The following is a 15,698-nucleotide window of genomic DNA, read 5'->3' as shown; positions in this document are numbered from 1 at the left end:
CGAAGGAGCGCGATGACCTTTCCCGACATGGCCCGGGACGAGAAGGGCCGGCTGATCCCCGAGTCCGAACAGACCGCGGTGTGGCTGCTCGGCGGCCTGGCCCAGATACGCGTGCCCGGCGAGGCGACGGGCAACGCCTTCACCGTCGTGCAGCACACCGGCGACCGCGGCTACACCACGCCGCTGCACATCCACGACTACGAGGACGAGGTCTTCATGGTCCTGGACGGCACGCTGCGCATGGTCTGCGACGGGCAGGAGTTCGTCGCCGAGGCCGGCAGCACGATGATCGTTCCGCGGACCGTTCCGCACGGCTTCGTGACGACCTCGCCGAACTGCCGCTTCCTCACCATCCACTCCACGCCCCAGCCGGACCGCAGGCCGCAGTTCGACCTGTTCCTCAAGGCGGAGATCCCGCACGCCAGGGCCCTCACGCTGCCCACCGAGGAGGTGGGCGGCCCCGACCTCGACCACATCATCGCGCTGGGCACCACGTACGCGTACCGCTACGCCGGCCCGCCGTTGACCCCCTGACGGCCGCGCCGGCCTCCCCGGCCGGCCGTCCGACGCTCCCGTACCGACAGAAGAGACACCATGTCGTTGAAGCTCCTTTCCCTGATGCTGTGCGTGTTCGGCATCACCACCGGCGAGTTCGTCATCGCCGGCATCCTGCCGGACGTCGCCGCCGACCTCGACGTGTCGATCCCCGCGGCCGGGCTCCTGGTCACCGCGTACGCCATCGGAATGATCATCGGCGGTCCGGTGCTCACCGCACTGACCGCGCGGTACCCGCGCAAGCCGCTCATCGTCGGCCTGCTCGTCATCGTGATCGTCGGCAATGTGGCGTCCGCGCTGGCGCCCGCGTACGCCGTGCTGTTCGTGGCGCGCGTGGTCACCGCCCTGGTGACCGCCACGTTCTTCGCCAACGCGATCGTGATCGCCGCGTCCACGGCCCCGGAGGGCAAGCAGGCCTCGACCGTGTCCAAGCTGGTCTTCGGGATGAACCTCTCGATGATGCTCGGCGCGCCCATCGGCACCTTCATCGGCGACCACTTCGGCTGGCGCGCGACCTTCGCCGTCATCGCCGGGGTCTGCCTGGTCGGTCTGGTCCTGGTGCTGCCGCTGGTGCCGGACGTCGCGGCCTCCACCACCAGCGCGGTGGCGGAGCTGCGGGTGTTCCGCGACCGCAACGTCCAGCTGGCGATCGGCATCACCGCCGTCGCCAACATGGGTCTGCTCATGGTGTTCACCTACTTCTCGCCGCTGCTCACCGACCTCACCGGCTTCGCCGACGGAGCCGTCCCGCTGCTGCTGCTGGCGTACGGGGTGGGCGCGGCGGTCGGCAACTTCGTCGGCGGCTGGCTCTCCGACCGCTCCCTGATGGCCTCGCAGGTCGGCCTGCTGGGCCTGCTCACCGCGGGCCTGCTGGTGATGTGGGCGGTCAGCGACGGCACCGTGCTCACGGCGGTGATGGTCTTCGTGATCGGGGCGCTGGGCTTCTCCGTCATCCCCGGCATGCAGACCCGGGTGCTGACCACCGCCAGTTCGGCGCCGACCCTGGCGATCGCGGTGAACGCCTCCGGCTACCAGCTCGCCGCCGCCCTGGCCGGCTGGCTGGGCGGCCGGGTCATCGACGGCCCGGGCCTGCGCTCCGTCTACCTCGCCGCCGCCGCGGTCACCGTCCTCGGCATCCTGCTCAGTGCCTACGCCTGGCACCGCGACCGCACCGGCGGCAGCGGGACGGCCGGCGCCGGAACCAAGGAGCGGACGGCCGAGACCTCGGCCGCCTGACGCTCCGCCCGGCGGGGCCGCGCCCGGTGCGCCGGCCGGCCCCGCCGCTTCGCCCGGCCCCGTGCGGGGGCCGGGAGTCCCGCCGGGACCACCCGGCCGTCACCTCACGAGGGGCAACCATGGGTCGTGATTCCGTCCTGGTCACCGGCGACTGGGCCGAGCGCCGTCTCGGCACCGAGGGCGTGGTCTTCGTCGAGACCGGCAACGAGGACACCGAGTACCGCAAGGGCCATCTGCCGGGCGCCGTCTGGATCGACTGGAGCGAGCTCCAGGACGACCTGCGGCTCGGCGTCGTCGACCGGGCGGCGTTCGGGCGGCTGATGCGGGCCAAGGGCATCGGCGAGCAGGACACCGTCGTGGTCTACTCGGCCAACGCCAACCTGCTGGCCACCCAGGTCTACTGGTACCTCACCCTCTACGGCCACCGGTCCGTGCGGCTGCTCGACGGCGGCCGCCGCAAGTGGGAGCTGGACGGCCGCCCGCTCGCCACCGCGCTGCCCGACCGCCCGGCGACCGGCTACCTGGTCACCGAGCCGGACCCGTCGGTCCGGGCGACCAGGGACGACGTCCTCGCCGCCATCGGGCAGCGCAACATCCTCGACGTCCGCAGCCCCGAGGAGTACTCCGGGCTGGTCTTCGCCCCCGGTTTCGCCGGGGAGGCCTTCGCGGCCGGTCACAACCCCCATGAGGTGGCGCAGCGCTCCGGCCACGTCCCGGGCGCGGTCCACCTGCCCTGGGAGGCCGTCGTGGGGGCGGACGACACCTTCCGCTCCGACGAGGAGCTCGGCCGGCGGTTCGCCGGCCTGGAACCCTCCCTCGGCACCATCACCTACTGCTGGGTCGGTGCCCGCTCCGCGCACACCTGGTTCGTCCTGCGCGAACTGCTGGGCTGGCCGGACGTCCGCAACTACGACGGCTCCTGGGCCGAGTACGGGTCGCTGATCGGCGCCCCGGTCGAACGCGGCACGCCCGGCGACTGAGCCGCGCACCTCCCCACCCCACTCCAAGCCGATCCTCCGAGCCTGAAGGGAGCGGGGCCGGCCCGCCTCGGGCGGCCCCCACCACCTGCCATGAACGAACGCAACACGACGCAGTCCCCGCTCGGCGCGCCCGTCCGGGAGCGGCTGGCGGGCAAGGTCGCCCTGGTGACGGGCGCCAGCTCCGGCATCGGCGAGGCCGCCGCCAAGGCCCTGGCCGCGCAGGGCGCGAGCGTGGTGCTGGCGGCCCGGCGGCGGAGCGAACTGGACCGGGTCGCCGGGGAGATCACCGCCGCCGGTGGCGCCGCGATCGCCGTCACGGCCGATGTCACGGTCGACGAGGACGTCGCGGCCGCCGTCCGAGCGGCCGAGCGGCACTACGGCGGTCTGGACATCGCCTTCAACAACGCCGGGGCGCTGGGCACCCCGGGGCTGGTCGCCGACCAGAAGCCGGAGGCCTGGGCGGACGACCTCGGCCGGGTGCTCACCAGCGTCTTCCTGTCGATGCGGCACGAGATCCCGGCTCTTCAGCGGCGTGGCGGCGGGGTGATCGTCAACAACGCCTCCCAGTTGGGCGTGGTCGGGTTCGGTGCCGGGATCAGCGCCTACGTGGCCGGGAAGCACGGTGTGGTCGGTCTCACGAAGGCCGCCGCGCTGGAGTACGCCGGCGAGAACATCCGGGTCAACGCCCTGGCGCTGGCGACCGTGGACACGCCGATGTACCGCTCCTCCGTGGACGGCGACCAGGAGATGGCCGACATGTTCACCGCGCTGCACCCGCTCGGCCGGATCGCGAGCGCGCAGGAGGCGGCCTCGGCGGTCGTCTACCTGGCCGGTGACGAGGCGGGCTTCTTCACCGGCTCGGTGCTGGTCATGGACGGTGGATGGACGGCCCGGTGACACCCGCGACCGCCGCCGGGCCGCAGCGGGCCGCCCGGGGCGTGCCCGAGGTCGTCGGCGGCGACCTTGAGGTGCCCCTGGTGACCGGGGCCCGGGTGCCCTACGCCAACCTCGACTACGCGGCGAGCACCCCCAGCCTGGCGGCCGTGCGGCACGAGGTGGACCGCATGCTGCCCTGGTACAGCAGCGTGCACCGCGGTGCCGGGTTCGCCTCCGCGGTCTCCACCCGGACGTACGAGCGGGCCCGGGACACGGTGCGCCGCTTCGTGGGCGCGGCCCCCGACGCCCAGGTGGTGTTCACCCGCAACACCACCGACGCGCTCAACCTGCTCGGCCGCGCGCTGCCCGCCGGCACGGCGGTCTTCCGGTTCTCCACCGACCACCACGCCGCCCTGCTGGCCTGGCGCGGCTCCACGGTGCACCGGCTGGCCCGGCCGGCCACCGCCGCGGACGCGGTGACCGCGCTGGCGAAGGCGCTCGCCGACGCCCCCCGGGGGCCGAAGCTGGTGGTGATCACCGGCGCGTCCAATGTGACCGGAGAGCTGTGGCCGGTCGCCGACCTGGCGGAGGTGGCCGGCAGCCACGGCGCGCGCACCGTGCTGGACGCCGCCCAACTGGCCGGACACCGGCCGCTGGACCTCGCCGGCTGGGGCGTGGACTGGGCCGCGCTCTCCGGGCACAAGCTGTACGCGCCGTTCGGCGCGGGCGCCCTGGTGGGCTCCGCCGACTGGCTGGACACCGCCGACCCCTACCTGGCCGGCGGCGGGGCCACCGCGCGGGTCGCCGAGGAGGACGGCCGGGAGAGCGTGCGCTGGGTGGGGCTGCCGCACCGGCACGAGGGCGGTTCCCCGAACGTGGTGGGCACCCACGCGATGGCGGTCGCCTGCCGGACCCTGGCCGCCACCGGCTGGGACACCGTCACCCGGCACGAGCAGGCGCTGACGGCCCGGCTGCGCGGCGGGCTGGCGGCCGTCCCCGGGGTCCGCCTGCTGGACCTGTGGCCGGGCGGGCACCAGCGGCTCGGTGTGGTCTCCTTCAGCGTCGCGCGCTGCGGCGACGCGCCCGCCGATCAGCGGCTGGTCGCCACGGCGCTCTCCGCGGAGTACGGGATCGGCGTCCGGGACGGCGCGTTCTGCGCCCACCAGGCGGTCCACACCCTGCTGAGCGACGCGCCCGGACACCAGGGTGACCGCGCGCTGCGCGCCAGCATCGGCCTCGGCACCACCGACGAGCACGTCGACCGTCTGGTGGCGGCGCTGGGGGAGCTGGTGCGGCGCGGACCGCGCTGGGCGTACGACCACCCGGAGGACGGCTGGCGGCCCGTGCCGGACCCCCGGCCGGTGCCGGAATTCCTCCGGTGAGCGGGAATCGCGCGGGTGGCGCAATTCCGGGGACCACGCCCCGGTCGATCGTTCCTCAGTAGGCTCCGGGACCGGAAGGAGAGTGCCCGACATGACCGGACCACGTACGACCGAACACCTGGATGAATCCGCCCCACCGGCCCGCCGATTCGGCGTCATGCTCTATCCGGACCAGCCTTTCCCGGTCCTGGTGCAGCGGCTGGGATGGCTGGAGGAACTCGGTTTCGACCAGGTGTTCGTACCCGATCACAGCGCGGACCTGCGCGACCCGAGCGGCCTCTGGTTCGACAGCTGGTCCGTGCTGGCCGCGGCGGCGGTGACCACGCGCCGGATCCGGATCGGCACCCTGGTGGCCAACCAGATCCTGCGCCCGCCGGCCCAGCTGGCCAAGCAGGCGATCGCCCTCGACCACCTGTCCGGCGGCCGGTTCGACCTCGGCATCGGGGCCGGGCTCTTCCCCTGGGACCACCACAGCGTCGGCCAGGTCCCGTGGTCGCCCAAGGAGCGGGCCGAGCGGTTCGCGGACTACGTGGCGATCGTCGACGGCGTGCTGCGGGGCGGGGTGTTCAGCCACCAAGGCGCCCAGCTGTGGGTCAAGGACGTGGTGACGGTGCCCGGTTCGCTGCAGTCGCCGCGGCTGCCGCTGATCGTCGGCGGCCAGTCGCCGACGCTGATCCGGGTGGCGGCCGCGTGCGCCGACGCCTGGAACACCCACGGCCCGCCGGGCGCGAGCGCGCCGGAGGTGCTCGGCATCACCGCGGAGCAGAACCGCCGGCTGGACCGGCTCGCCGCCGAGGCCGGCCGCGACCCCGCGGACATCCGGCGCGGCTACACGATCTTCGGGCCCTGGGACCCGAGAAGAGGACGGCACGGCTACGAGGAGATCTTCGAACGCTTCACCGGAGCCGGTGTCGCGGATTTCGTCCTGGACTGGCCGGGGGAGGCCCATCGGGAGGAATTCGAACGAGTCGCCCGTGAGGTGATTCCGCCGCTGCGCGACAGCTGACGGCGACCGCACACCACGGGGGATTCCACGACGCGATCCCGCCCGGCGGATCGGCCGGGAGCGGCCCGGCCTGTGCCGGACGACGCGGTCGGGCCGGACGGCGGCGGGGTGACGGCGGACCCCCTGCGGGGGCGGGGCGGGATCACCGACGGCTGCTACGTCAACTACCCCGACATCGACCTCGGCGACCCGCGCCTCAACACCTCGGGGGTGCCCTGGCACGACCTCTACTACAAGGAGAACTACCCGCGTCTGCAACGGATCAAGGCGGCGTGGGACCCGCACGACGTCTTCCGGCACGGCCAGTCCGTCGGGCTGCCCGCGCTCTGAGCGGCGGCCGGCGGGGCACCCGCTCCGCCTCGGCGCCCGGTTCGCTTCGGCGGGTTCGCTTCGGCGCCCGGTGTCGGGCGGGCGGCGTGCCTTCGCGCCCTGCTCCAGGGGGGCCGCCGCCGTTCCGCTGCCGTGCCCTGCCGCCGAGGTGTCCCGCCGCCGTGTCCCCGTGAAGGAGCCCTTCCGATGACCTCCCTGCTCGCGATATCCGCCAGCCCCTCGGCCGGCTCGCGCACCGCCGCACTGACGGCCCATCTGGTCCGGCTCCTGGCCGAGGCCGGTTTCCGGACCGGGCACGTCCGCGTCCGGGACCTGCCGGCGGCGGAGCTGCTGGCCGGGCGGGCCGAGAGCGCCGTGCTGCGCGAGGCCCTCGACGCGGTGGCCGCCGCGGACGGTGTGGTGGTGGCGTCGCCCGTGTACAACGCGGCCTACAGCGGACTGCTGAAGGCATTCCTCGACGTGCTGCCCAGGTCCGGGCTGGCGGGCAAGACGGTGCTGCCGGTGATGACCGGTGGAAGCCTCGCGCACGCGCTCGCCCCCGACTACGCGCTGCGGCCGGTGCTGACCGCGCTCGGCGCCCGGTACGTCGTGCGCGGCGCGTTCGTCCTCGACGGGGCGATCGAGCCGCTCGACGGTGGCCCGCCGCGCGTGGCGCCGGACGCCGCGCCCCGGCTGGAGCAGGCGGTGGCGGACTTCCTCGCCGCGCTGCCGCCGGAGGTGTCCGGCGGGCTGCCCGCGGCCGGGCGGTCCGGGGCCGGCGCCCTCGCGCGGAGGTGACGCGGGCGGTCCCCGGGGTGCCGGGGACCGCCCGCGTCGATGGGTCGGGGGGCTCAGGGCTGGCGCCGCTCCTCTTCGTCGGCGCTGTGCGGAAGGGTGATCCCGTGCTGTGCGGCGAGCCGCAGCAGGCCGGCGATCCGGCCCTCGTAGGCCTGGACGCCGTCGGCGTCCTCCTCGGTCCGGGCTGCCGCGAGTTCCTCACGGGCCCGGGCGAGCTGCTCGCGCAGCTCCTGGTCGAACATCGCTGTCATTTGCCGGCCTCCACACCGGTCGGTGCCACTCCAGGGAATGCGCGGGGCGGTTCAGAGTCTACGAAGATGAAGAACTCTTCATGTCGTGCTCCCCGTGGCGCCCGGGTGGCATTGCCGGGGCGCGCGGCTCAGGTGCGCGCGCCCTTGTTGTGCTAGCACTTCAGCGCTAGCGTGAATTTCATGGGTAAGAAACAGCTGAACGTCCGGGTGGACGCCACCACCGCGGAGATGGCCCGGGAGCGGGCGGAACAGCAGGGGATCAGCATGAACCAGTACATCGAGCGCCTGGTCCAGCAGGACATGGGCGAGGCCGGGCGGGTGTTCGTCGACGCCGCCGCCCAGTTCATGAAGGAGTACGAGTCCTCCTTCCTGGCCGAGTTCGGCGAGCGCGGCGACCTCCAGGACGTGCGTCGTTGAACCTGGAGGTCGACCTGTCGTGGCTGCTCATGACAGCCGAGCAGTACACACCCGGTGACCCGCAGGTCACCGACTACGGATCGCTGCTCGCGGCGGTCGCCCGCCACCAGGCCGAGATCTTCGACATCGCCGTCTACCCCGAACCGCAGGACCGCGCCGCCGCCCTGATGCACCAGCTCATCCGGGTGCCGGCCCTGGAGAAGACCAACGAACTGTTCGCCACCGCCGTCGCCTACGCCTACCTGGTGGCCAGTGGCTGCTCGGTCGCCACCACCGCCCGCGAGGTGCGCAGCCTCGCCCGGGCGATCCGCGAGGGGCGGCTCGGGGTGTCCGGCGTCGCCGAGCGGCTGGCCGCGTGGGTGGTGGACGAGGCCGAGGGCGAGGACGTCAGCGGCGAGGACGACAACGAGGAGTAGGGCGGGGGTGTGCGGCGGCCGGTGCTCGGGCCGGGCGGGGTTCGGCTCGGACGGGGTTCGGCTCGGGCAGGGCGCGGCCGGGTTCCGGGGCGGGTGGCCGCGGCCGGTCAGGCCCCGGCCGGTTCGGTCGCGGCCGGCTCGGCGATCAGGGCGGTCGCGAACGGGCGGAAGCCCGCCCGGCGGTAGATCCGGGCGACGTCCTCGTCGGCGGCGGACAGGAAGACCGTCCGTACGCCGTTCGCCCGCGCGTGCGCGACCAGCGCCGCCGTCACCGCCAGGCCGAGGCCGCGCCGGCGCGCCGCCGGCAGGGTGCCGACGCCGGCCACCTCGGTGACCGTGCCCACCGGGTTGTGCTGGCCCGCGCAGAGCGCCGTACCGTCCTGGACGGCCGCGGCGAGCACGGTGCTCCCGGCGGCGATCCGCCCGGCGATCCGCGCGACCGCGCCGTCCGCGGCCAACTGTTCGGCGGTCACGGCCAGTTCGTCCGGTCCGGCGAGGCCGAGGCCGGTGCCGGGCTCACCGAACGCCAGGTGCGGGACGGCGGTCGCGCTCGCCAGGTCCGGGTCCGCCGGCGACAGGACGCGCACCGACACCCCCGCGGGCAGCCCCGGCGTCGGCAGGGCGGGCTCCTCGTCCGGGCCCAGCACCAGCAGCGGGTGCTCGTGCACCGCCAGCCCGGCCTCCTCCACCGCCGCGCGCAGCAGCGGATCGTGCTCGGCCACCCACTCGAAGGCCTGCGGCGCGCCCAGCTCGCGCTGGCGGGCCAGCACCCGCCGGACGTCCTCGGCGGTGACCGCCGGACCGCTGTGGCCGAGCGCCGGGCGGGCGTAGTACGGCCAGCCCTCGCCCTCGCGGACGAACAGGCTCAGCGGACCGAAGTCCTCGACGCGGGCGGCGCCGCGCGGCACCGCGTCGTAGTAGCGCTCGATCTCGTCGAGGAGGGGGCGGTGGGCGGGATCAAGATCGACAGAAGTCACGCGGTGCATCCAAGCAGGCCGGTCACGTTCCTGCCAGCCTTTTGCCACCGCCCCCGGGGTCGGTGCGCGGCCGGTGGGTCGCCGCCGTGCGGCCGGCGGGTCGCGGCCGCAGGGCCGGTGTGCGGCTGGTCCGGCGCACCGGGAGCCCGGGCATTTCGGACCGATTGTTGCCGAATGCTTACAGGCCGGGCGATCTTGTGTGCGGACCCCGTGGCATCCTGAGGCTTTTACAGCTCCGCCGGACGGATCGGCGGGCGTTCGTACGGGGAGAGGCGAGGGGGATGACAGGCTCATGAGGCTCTGCTTTCTGGTCGAGGAGCACTACCGGCACGACGGCATGCCGCTCGACGTGGTGCGCCAACTCACCGCGTGGGGGCACCGGGTGGACGTGCTGCGCCCGGGGAACTCGCTGATGGCGATCTCCGAGGCGGTGCGGGCCGGCAGCCATGACGCCTGGGTGCTCAAGACCGTCTCCGGCGGCCCCGGCCTGACCCTCCTGGAAGCCGCCGCCGCCGTCGGCCTCACCACCGTCAACGACGTCCGCTCCATTCGCGGCGTCCGGGACAAGGCGCTGGCCGCCGTGATCGCGCGGACCCGCGGCCTGCCCGTCCCGGTGACCTACGCCGCCGCCCGCTGGGAGTGGCTCGCCGAGATCCCGGCCTCCGAGTACCCCCTGGTGGTCAAGCCCGCCGACGGCAGCTCCGGACGGGCCGTGCGGCTCGTCCCCACCCCCGACCACCTGGTCGAACTCGGTCCCGAACTGGCCGGCGAGGGCCTGCTGATCGCCCAGCCCTACGTGCCCAACTCCGGCACCGACCTCAAGGTGTACTGCGTCGACGGCGAGCTCTACGCGACCGAGCGCTGCTCCCCGCTCCACCCCGGCCAGGCCGTGCGCGAACGGCAGGTGCCGCTCGGCGGCGACGTCGCGCGGATCGCCGCGCAGGTCGGCGAGGTCTTCGGCCTCGACCTCTACGGCGTCGACGTCCTGCTCGGCCCGGACGGTCCGGTGGTCGTCGACATCAACGACTTCCCCAGCTTCCGCCAGGTGCCCGACGCGGTGGCGCGGGTCTCCCGCGCCGTGCTGCGGCTGGCCCGCACCGGCACGGCGGTGTCCGCTCCGGCGCCCGCGCTGGACCAGGCGCCGGCCGTCCCGGTGGCGGAGCCGGTACGGCTGCCCGCGCAGGGCGCGGCCGTGGGCGTGGGCGGCGCGGGGCTGATCGACGGCCTGGGCCGCGGCGACCTCGTCAACGGGGGCGTGGGCGGAGCGATATGAGGATCTGCCTGCTGACCGCCGACCCCGGCCACCCGCTGCTCGCCGGCGCCGCCGCGCTGCTGTCCCCCCGTCACCGGGTCGAGAGCCTCGACCCCCACCGCGACGACGTCCCGGCCGCCGAACTCCTCGGCCCCGGCCCGCTCGCCGACGTCTACCTGCTGAAGGCCCGCACACCGCGGGCCCTCGCGCTCGCCCGCCACCTGGAGGAGCGCGGCGCCCCCGTCGTCAACTCGGCCGCCGCGACCGCGTTCTGCCAGGACCGTACGGACATGGCCGAGCTCGCCCACCGGTCCGGCCTGCCGTTCGCCGCCACCCGCACCGCCGCCACCGTCGCCGGACTGCCCGCCCTCGACCACCCGTCGGTGATCAAGAGCCGGCACAGTCGCCGCGGTGACCTGGTCACCCGTGTCGACGACGCCGCCGGACTGCGCGCCCTCGCCGAGGCGTGGCCCGACGAGCCCGTGGTGGCGCAGCCCTACCTCGCCGGCACCGGCTGGGACCAGAAGCTCTGGGTCGTCGCCGGGCAGGTCTTCTGCGCCCGTCGACGCTCCGAACTCTCCGAACCCGCCGGCGCACCGGACGACGGCGGGACGTTCGGCCCCCGGGAGCTGCCCGCCGACCGTGCCGAGCTGGCCCGCCGGGTCGGCGAGGTCTTCGGCCTCGATGTCTACGGCGTCGACCTGCTCGACGGGCCGGCCGAACCGGTCATCGTCGACATCAACGCCTTCCCCGGCATCCGCGGCCAGGCCGGCGCCCCCGAGGCCCTCGCCGCGCTCGCCCTGCGGGTGGCCCGCGAGGGCGTCGAGGCCCGGCAGGCCGGCGGTCTCCGCCTCCCGGCACCGCGCGATGCGCGACGGGACACCGCCGGTCGTTAGGCTGGGACCTTCCGGCCGGACCGCACGACCGGACGGCGAGAGAAGACGGACGTTGCTGCAGGACATCCAGCCCCACCTGGCCTGCCCGCACTGCGCGCAGGGCCTCACCCCCGACGGGCGCGCCCTGCGCTGCCCCACCGGGCACAGCTTCGACATCGCCAAGCAGGGCTACGTCAGCCTGCTCGCGGGCGACGCGCACACCGGCACCGGTGACACCGCCGAGATGGTCGCCGCCCGCAGCGACTTCCTCGCCGCCGGCCACTACCGCCCGATCGCCGCGGCCCTCGCCGCCGCCGCCGTCGCCGACTCCGCATCGGACACCGGCCCGGCCGGCCTGGTCGCCGACCTCGGCGCCGGCACCGGCCACTACCTCGCCCACGTCCTGGACGCCCTGCCGGGCCGGTCCGGCGCCGCCCTCGACATCTCCAAGTACGCGCTGCGCCGCGCCGCCAGGGCCCACCCCCGGATCGGCGCGGTGGTGTGCGACGCCTGGCGTCCGCTGCCGCTGCTGGACGGCACCGCCGATCTCGTCCTCAACGTCTTCGCGCCGCGCAACGGTCCCGAGATCCGCCGCGTGCTGCGGCCCGGCGGCACCCTGCTGCTCGTCTCGCCGACCCCGCGCCATCTGCGCGAACTGGTCGGCGCGCTCGGCCTGCTCTCGGTCGACGAGGAGAAGCAGCGCCGGATCGACGAGAAGCTCGGCCCGTATCTGACCCCGGTCGGGCGGCAGGAGGTCGAGTTCGGGCTGCGGCTGTCCGGCGCCGACGTCCGTACGGTCGTCGGGATGGGCCCGAGCGCCTGGCACACCGACCAGGAGCGGCTGGCCGCCCGGCTCGCCGCCCTGCCGGACCCGGTCGAGGTCACCGCCTCCGTGACGGTCGCCGCCTACCGGCGCTGAGCCGGCGGCCGGCCTCGGGCCGCGGACGTCCTCCGGGGCGGTCCCGGACCGGTCCTGGGGTCGCGCTCTCCCGGGCCGGTCCTTGAGCGGAGCGGCAGGGCCGGCCCCGGGAACGCCGGCCCGTCGTGCCGCCGCGCCGGAGGCGCCTCAGTGGCGCCTCATTGGGATGAATCTGGCGGGCAGGCACGTTTCTGCCGCCCGAGCGGCGGCTAACGTCCGACGGGTGAACCGCGACGCCACCCGGCCCGCCGTGCCGGCCCACCCCCATCAGCGGACGCCGGACCCAGGTCCGCCGTCCGTACCGCGCCCCACCGTCGAGGAGATCCGGCTCACCTCGTTCAAGTCGTATCGGCGCGCGGTCCTGCCGCTCGCGCCCCTCACCGTGTTGTACGGGCCCGCCGGTGTCGGCAAGTCCAACGCCCTCGACGCCCTCGCGGTCCTCTCCCGGCTCGCCCTCGGCGAGGAGATCACCGACTCCCTGAACGGTCAGCCCGGGCTCGGCGGCCCCCTCACGACACCCGTCCGCGGCGGCCTCGACGGCTGCGTTCCGCACGGCCGCCACGCCGTCATCCTGGGCTGCACCGTCCGCTCCGACCAGGGGCCGATCCGGCTGGAGCTGGTCGTCCGCACCGACGGACCGGTCCGGGTCGCCCGTGAACAGCTCACCCTCGACGGCCGGATCCTCGTCGAGACCGGCGAACAGGACCTCCGCCGGCAGCGCGTCAACGTCGGTTGGCACAACGACACCCGGCAGGGCGACATCCGCGCCCCCTTCCCGAACACCACCCTGATCACCGCCCAGATCCCCCTGCGCGTCGCCGGCTCCTCACCCGGCGAACGCACGGTGCTGGCCGCCGCCGAACAGGTGCTCACCGCCCTGCGCGAGGTCTTCCCCGTCCACCCCGTGCCCGGGCTGATGCGCGACTGGGCCCGCCCCGACCCGCAGGCCCGGCTGCTCAGTACCGCCGCCAACATCTCCGCCGTGATCGCCCGGCTCAGCAACGAATGCGGCCGCCGCTACGGCCGGCTGCTGCGCGTCGTCCAGTCCGCCGCTCCGCACCCCCTGCTCGGACTCGACCTGGCCCGCCGCGGCACCGGCGCCGACGAGCGGGTCCTCGCCGTCTTCGACGAAGGCGTCCTCGGCCGCACCGGCGCGGACCAGGCCTCCGACGGCATGCTGCGCCACCTCGCGTTCGCCGCCGTGCTGCTCACCGGCGCCGGCGTGCTCGACCTCGACGCGGCCGAGGTGCCCTGGGCGCAGCGGCAGCTCACCGTGCTCGCCGAGGACCTCGGCGCCGGACTCGGCACCGAGCAGGCGGCCTCGCTGCTGCGGCTCGCCGGGGAGATGGCCGGCCGCAACCAGCTGCGGGTACTGGCCGCCCTCCAGGAGCCGGCCGCGGCGCGGGAGGCGTTCGGCGGGCCCGGTGAGCTGCCGCCGGGGGTCGCCCTGGTCGAGTGTCGGCGCGATCCCGGCTCCGGACACAGCGCGTTGCGCGCGGAGAGCGCGCGGGTGCCGGCCCAGGCGGCGCGCGGGGAGGGAACGGTGGCAGGGGCGGGTCCGGGCGCGCCGACCGGTTCGGGGCCGGGCGCGGGGCCGCTGCCGGGTCCGCGGGCGAGTGCCCCGGGAGCCGGCGGCGGACCGCGCCGGGCGGGCGTGGCCCTGGATGCGGTAGACCTGGACGGGTGAGCGAACGAGAGACGGAACCGGCCGACCCGACCCTGGAGAGCCTGCGGCAGCGGCTGACGGAGTTCGCGGCGGCACGCGGCTGGGAGCCCTTCCACACGCCGAAGAACCTGGCCGCGGCGCTGACCGTGGAGGCCGGGGAGCTGCTGGAGGTCTTCCAGTGGCTCACCCCCGAGCAGGCCGGCTCGGTGATGTCCGAGCCGGACAGCGCGCACCGGGTGCGGGACGAGGTCGCCGACGTCCTCGCGTACCTGCTGCAGTTCTGCACGGCGGTGGGAGTGGACCCGCTGACCGCCCTGGCCGCCAAGATCGAGCGCAATGAGCTGCGGTTCCCGGCGTCCGGGGGCGGGTCCGGGCCGGGGCCGGGGTCCGGCGGCTGAGCCGGAGCCCGGTGGGGGCCCATGGGGACGCCGGGGGTCAACCGAGGAGTCGGTGAATCACCCCTGCGAGGGACAAGAGTTGTCCACACCCCCGGGGATGTCCACAGGCTCCGAAGAGGTGGCTGCGCCGATCCCTTCGTCGGCGCACGCTTTCGCCGTGACCAGGTGTCCACCCGTCGCAGGACGGGGCGGGCACAGTGCGAACGCGTGGAAGGGGTGGCCGCCGATGGAGGCGCTGCGACTGATCAAGACGGCCCGGCACGCCCTGGCCGAGGCCAGGAACGTGTCCGACGTGCTGCTGGAGGCGCGGCAGGCCGCGCTGCTCACCGAGGCGGTGGGTGCCCGGCTGGCCGAGCTGGACGACACCGAGCTGGACGACACCGGGCTGGATGGCACCGGGCCGGACGGTGCCGGGCCGGACGGTGCCGGGCTGGACGGTGCCGAGCTGGCCGGCCTGGGCCAGCAGCTGGCCGAGGCCGGTGCCCATGCCGCGGGTTGCCTCGACCAGTCCGCGGGCGATTCCTCCGCCCTGCTGGGGCTGGGCATCGGTGGACGCGCCGGGCGGCTGACCGAGCTCGGTGCCCTCGGCCCGGTGCTGGAGGAGCTCCTCGGGCTGCTCCAGGAGGTCGGCGAGACGCTGGTGGTGCTGGCCTGCGGGGCAGACACCGAGAGCCTCTACTGGACGTGCGTCGACGGGGTCGACGCCGGCGCCGACTGCAGGGACGTGGTGGCCCGGCTGCGGGAGTCCGTCCGACGGGCCGAGGGTGGTGAGGCGGCGGTGGGCGGCGCGGTCGGCCCACCGAGGCTCCCGGCACCGGCGGCCGAACCGGGGGCGCCGTTACTGGTGCTCAGGCTCGGCCCGCCGGGTGACGGCGGGCCGGGACACAAGACCCCGCGACCGGGCTACCGGACGCCGGGCCCGGCCGGTGCGCCGGAGGTGTCCGTGCCGATCGGGTAGGAGGCCGGGGCGGGGCTTCGCCGACCTGAGGCCTGCAGGTCGGCGAGGTCCGCGGTCACCGAGGCGAGCAGTTCCTGCATCTGCTCCAGCAGGCTCTTCGGGGTGGCGGCGCCGAGCGGTGGTTCGGCGGCCGACACGGCCGGGTAGCTCGGGGACTGCGGCGTGGCAGGTGCCTCGGACCAGGGTTCGGACATGAGGGGACCTCTTCGGATCGGTGGTGCGGCATCAGACGGTCGGCGGCGGGCCGCCCGGCGGAGCGGGGTTTCCCGGTGCCTCGCCGGCGGGCCCGACGCCTGCCGCAGCGACCAACGAACCCGCGGTGGACGGGTCACCGGGCACCACTCGATGCGGTCCAACTCCCGTCGGCGGTCAGCCTCCCGGGTGAGCCGGGGTTGCCGCGGGCGAGGCGCCTCGGCTAGATGCCTGG

At 75.0% G+C, this 15,698-nt stretch carries 18 protein-coding genes and 1 pseudogene; 16 read left to right on the top strand and 3 right to left on the bottom strand.

The window, feature by feature from the left end:
- Window positions 1–12 precede the first annotated feature (12 nt).
- The 8 genes and pseudogenes from ACFXHB_RS22165 to ssuE all read left to right on the top strand — a co-directional run bounded on the left by ACFXHB_RS22165 (window position 13) and on the right by ssuE (window position 7,142).
- A complete protein-coding gene (locus ACFXHB_RS22165; RefSeq protein ID WP_380576318.1) occupies window positions 13–534 on the top strand; it encodes a cupin domain-containing protein in 522 nt (173 codons plus the stop codon).
- A gap of 60 nt (window positions 535–594) precedes the next feature.
- Window positions 595–1,791 carry an MFS transporter gene (locus ACFXHB_RS22160; protein WP_380576317.1) on the top strand — a complete coding sequence of 399 codons (1,197 nt, stop codon included), beginning with the start codon at window positions 595–597 and terminating at the stop codon, window positions 1,789–1,791.
- Window positions 1,792–1,910: 119 nt separating this feature from the next.
- Window positions 1,911–2,771, top strand: coding sequence for a sulfurtransferase (locus tag ACFXHB_RS22155; RefSeq protein WP_380576316.1), 861 nt, complete (start codon window positions 1,911–1,913; stop codon window positions 2,769–2,771).
- Window positions 2,772–2,861: 90 nt separating this feature from the next.
- Window positions 2,862–3,668, top strand: a complete 807-nt coding sequence (locus tag ACFXHB_RS22150) for an SDR family oxidoreductase (protein ID WP_380576315.1) — start codon at window positions 2,862–2,864, stop codon at window positions 3,666–3,668.
- Window positions 3,665–5,029, top strand: a complete 1,365-nt coding sequence (locus ACFXHB_RS22145) for an aminotransferase class V-fold PLP-dependent enzyme (RefSeq protein WP_380576314.1) — start codon at window positions 3,665–3,667, stop codon at window positions 5,027–5,029. The genes ACFXHB_RS22150 and ACFXHB_RS22145 overlap by 4 nt, the downstream gene beginning before the upstream one ends.
- Window positions 5,030–5,120: 91 nt before the next feature.
- Complete coding sequence (locus ACFXHB_RS22140; RefSeq protein WP_380576313.1) at window positions 5,121–6,035, top strand: LLM class flavin-dependent oxidoreductase; 915 nt, start codon at window positions 5,121–5,123, stop codon at window positions 6,033–6,035.
- Between the two features lie 141 nt (window positions 6,036–6,176).
- A pseudogene (locus ACFXHB_RS22135) lies at window positions 6,177–6,365 on the top strand (BBE domain-containing protein); the annotation flags it as partial.
- A gap of 186 nt (window positions 6,366–6,551) precedes the next feature.
- Window positions 6,552–7,142, top strand: coding sequence for an NADPH-dependent FMN reductase (ssuE, locus tag ACFXHB_RS22130; protein ID WP_380576312.1), 591 nt, complete (start codon window positions 6,552–6,554; stop codon window positions 7,140–7,142).
- A 53-nt stretch (window positions 7,143–7,195) separates the two neighbouring features.
- On the opposite strand, the gene ACFXHB_RS22125 is transcribed toward ssuE, so the two are convergent.
- A complete protein-coding gene (locus ACFXHB_RS22125; protein WP_380576311.1) occupies window positions 7,196–7,393 on the bottom strand; it encodes a hypothetical protein in 198 nt (65 codons plus the stop codon).
- Window positions 7,394–7,573: 180 nt separating this feature from the next.
- Here ACFXHB_RS22125 and ACFXHB_RS22120 point away from each other — a divergent pair, with 180 nt between their 5' ends.
- Both ACFXHB_RS22120 and ACFXHB_RS22115 read left to right on the top strand, forming a co-directional pair.
- Window positions 7,574–7,810: a toxin-antitoxin system HicB family antitoxin gene (locus ACFXHB_RS22120; protein WP_380576310.1), complete on the top strand. Its 237-nt coding sequence runs from the start codon at window positions 7,574–7,576 to the stop codon at window positions 7,808–7,810.
- Window positions 7,807–8,226, top strand: a complete 420-nt coding sequence (locus ACFXHB_RS22115; protein ID WP_380576309.1) for a fic family toxin-antitoxin system, toxin component — start codon at window positions 7,807–7,809, stop codon at window positions 8,224–8,226. The genes ACFXHB_RS22120 and ACFXHB_RS22115 overlap by 4 nt, the downstream gene beginning before the upstream one ends.
- 107 nt (window positions 8,227–8,333) lie before the next feature.
- On the opposite strand, the gene ACFXHB_RS22110 is transcribed toward ACFXHB_RS22115, so the two are convergent.
- On the bottom strand, window positions 8,334–9,212 hold the full coding sequence (locus ACFXHB_RS22110; RefSeq protein ID WP_380576308.1) for a GNAT family N-acetyltransferase: 879 nt from the start codon (window positions 9,210–9,212) through the stop codon (window positions 8,334–8,336).
- Between the two features lie 283 nt (window positions 9,213–9,495).
- On the opposite strand from ACFXHB_RS22110, the gene ACFXHB_RS22105 reads away from it, so the two are divergent.
- From ACFXHB_RS22105 to ACFXHB_RS22080, 6 genes are all read left to right on the top strand, one after another.
- A complete protein-coding gene (locus ACFXHB_RS22105) occupies window positions 9,496–10,476 on the top strand; it encodes a RimK family alpha-L-glutamate ligase (protein WP_380576307.1) in 981 nt (326 codons plus the stop codon).
- Window positions 10,473–11,351 carry a RimK family alpha-L-glutamate ligase gene (locus ACFXHB_RS22100; RefSeq protein ID WP_380576306.1) on the top strand — a complete coding sequence of 293 codons (879 nt, stop codon included), beginning with the start codon at window positions 10,473–10,475 and terminating at the stop codon, window positions 11,349–11,351. Before ACFXHB_RS22105 ends, ACFXHB_RS22100 begins: the two co-directional genes overlap by 4 nt.
- A gap of 52 nt (window positions 11,352–11,403) precedes the next feature.
- Window positions 11,404–12,249, top strand: coding sequence for a putative RNA methyltransferase (locus tag ACFXHB_RS22095; protein ID WP_380576305.1), 846 nt, complete (start codon window positions 11,404–11,406; stop codon window positions 12,247–12,249).
- Window positions 12,250–12,472: 223 nt separating this feature from the next.
- Window positions 12,473–13,936 (top strand): AAA family ATPase, encoded by a 1,464-nt coding sequence (locus tag ACFXHB_RS22090; protein ID WP_380576304.1) that lies wholly within the window; start codon window positions 12,473–12,475, stop codon window positions 13,934–13,936.
- On the top strand, window positions 13,933–14,313 hold the full coding sequence (locus ACFXHB_RS22085; protein ID WP_380576303.1) for a nucleotide pyrophosphohydrolase: 381 nt from the start codon (window positions 13,933–13,935) through the stop codon (window positions 14,311–14,313). The genes ACFXHB_RS22090 and ACFXHB_RS22085 overlap by 4 nt, the downstream gene beginning before the upstream one ends.
- 226 nt (window positions 14,314–14,539) lie before the next feature.
- Window positions 14,540–15,271 (top strand): DUF6099 family protein, encoded by a 732-nt coding sequence (locus ACFXHB_RS22080; protein WP_380576302.1) that lies wholly within the window; start codon window positions 14,540–14,542, stop codon window positions 15,269–15,271.
- On the opposite strand, the gene ACFXHB_RS22075 is transcribed toward ACFXHB_RS22080, so the two are convergent.
- Window positions 15,217–15,465 (bottom strand): hypothetical protein, encoded by a 249-nt coding sequence (locus ACFXHB_RS22075; protein ID WP_380576301.1) that lies wholly within the window; start codon window positions 15,463–15,465, stop codon window positions 15,217–15,219. The genes ACFXHB_RS22080 and ACFXHB_RS22075 overlap by 55 nt on opposite strands.
- Window positions 15,466–15,698: the final 233 nt, after the last annotated feature.

The organism is Kitasatospora sp. NPDC059327, assembly GCF_042752535.1.
Classification (GTDB): Bacteria; Actinomycetota; Actinomycetes; order Streptomycetales; family Streptomycetaceae; genus Kitasatospora.
This window is presented reverse-complemented; position numbering and strand designations above follow the sequence as displayed.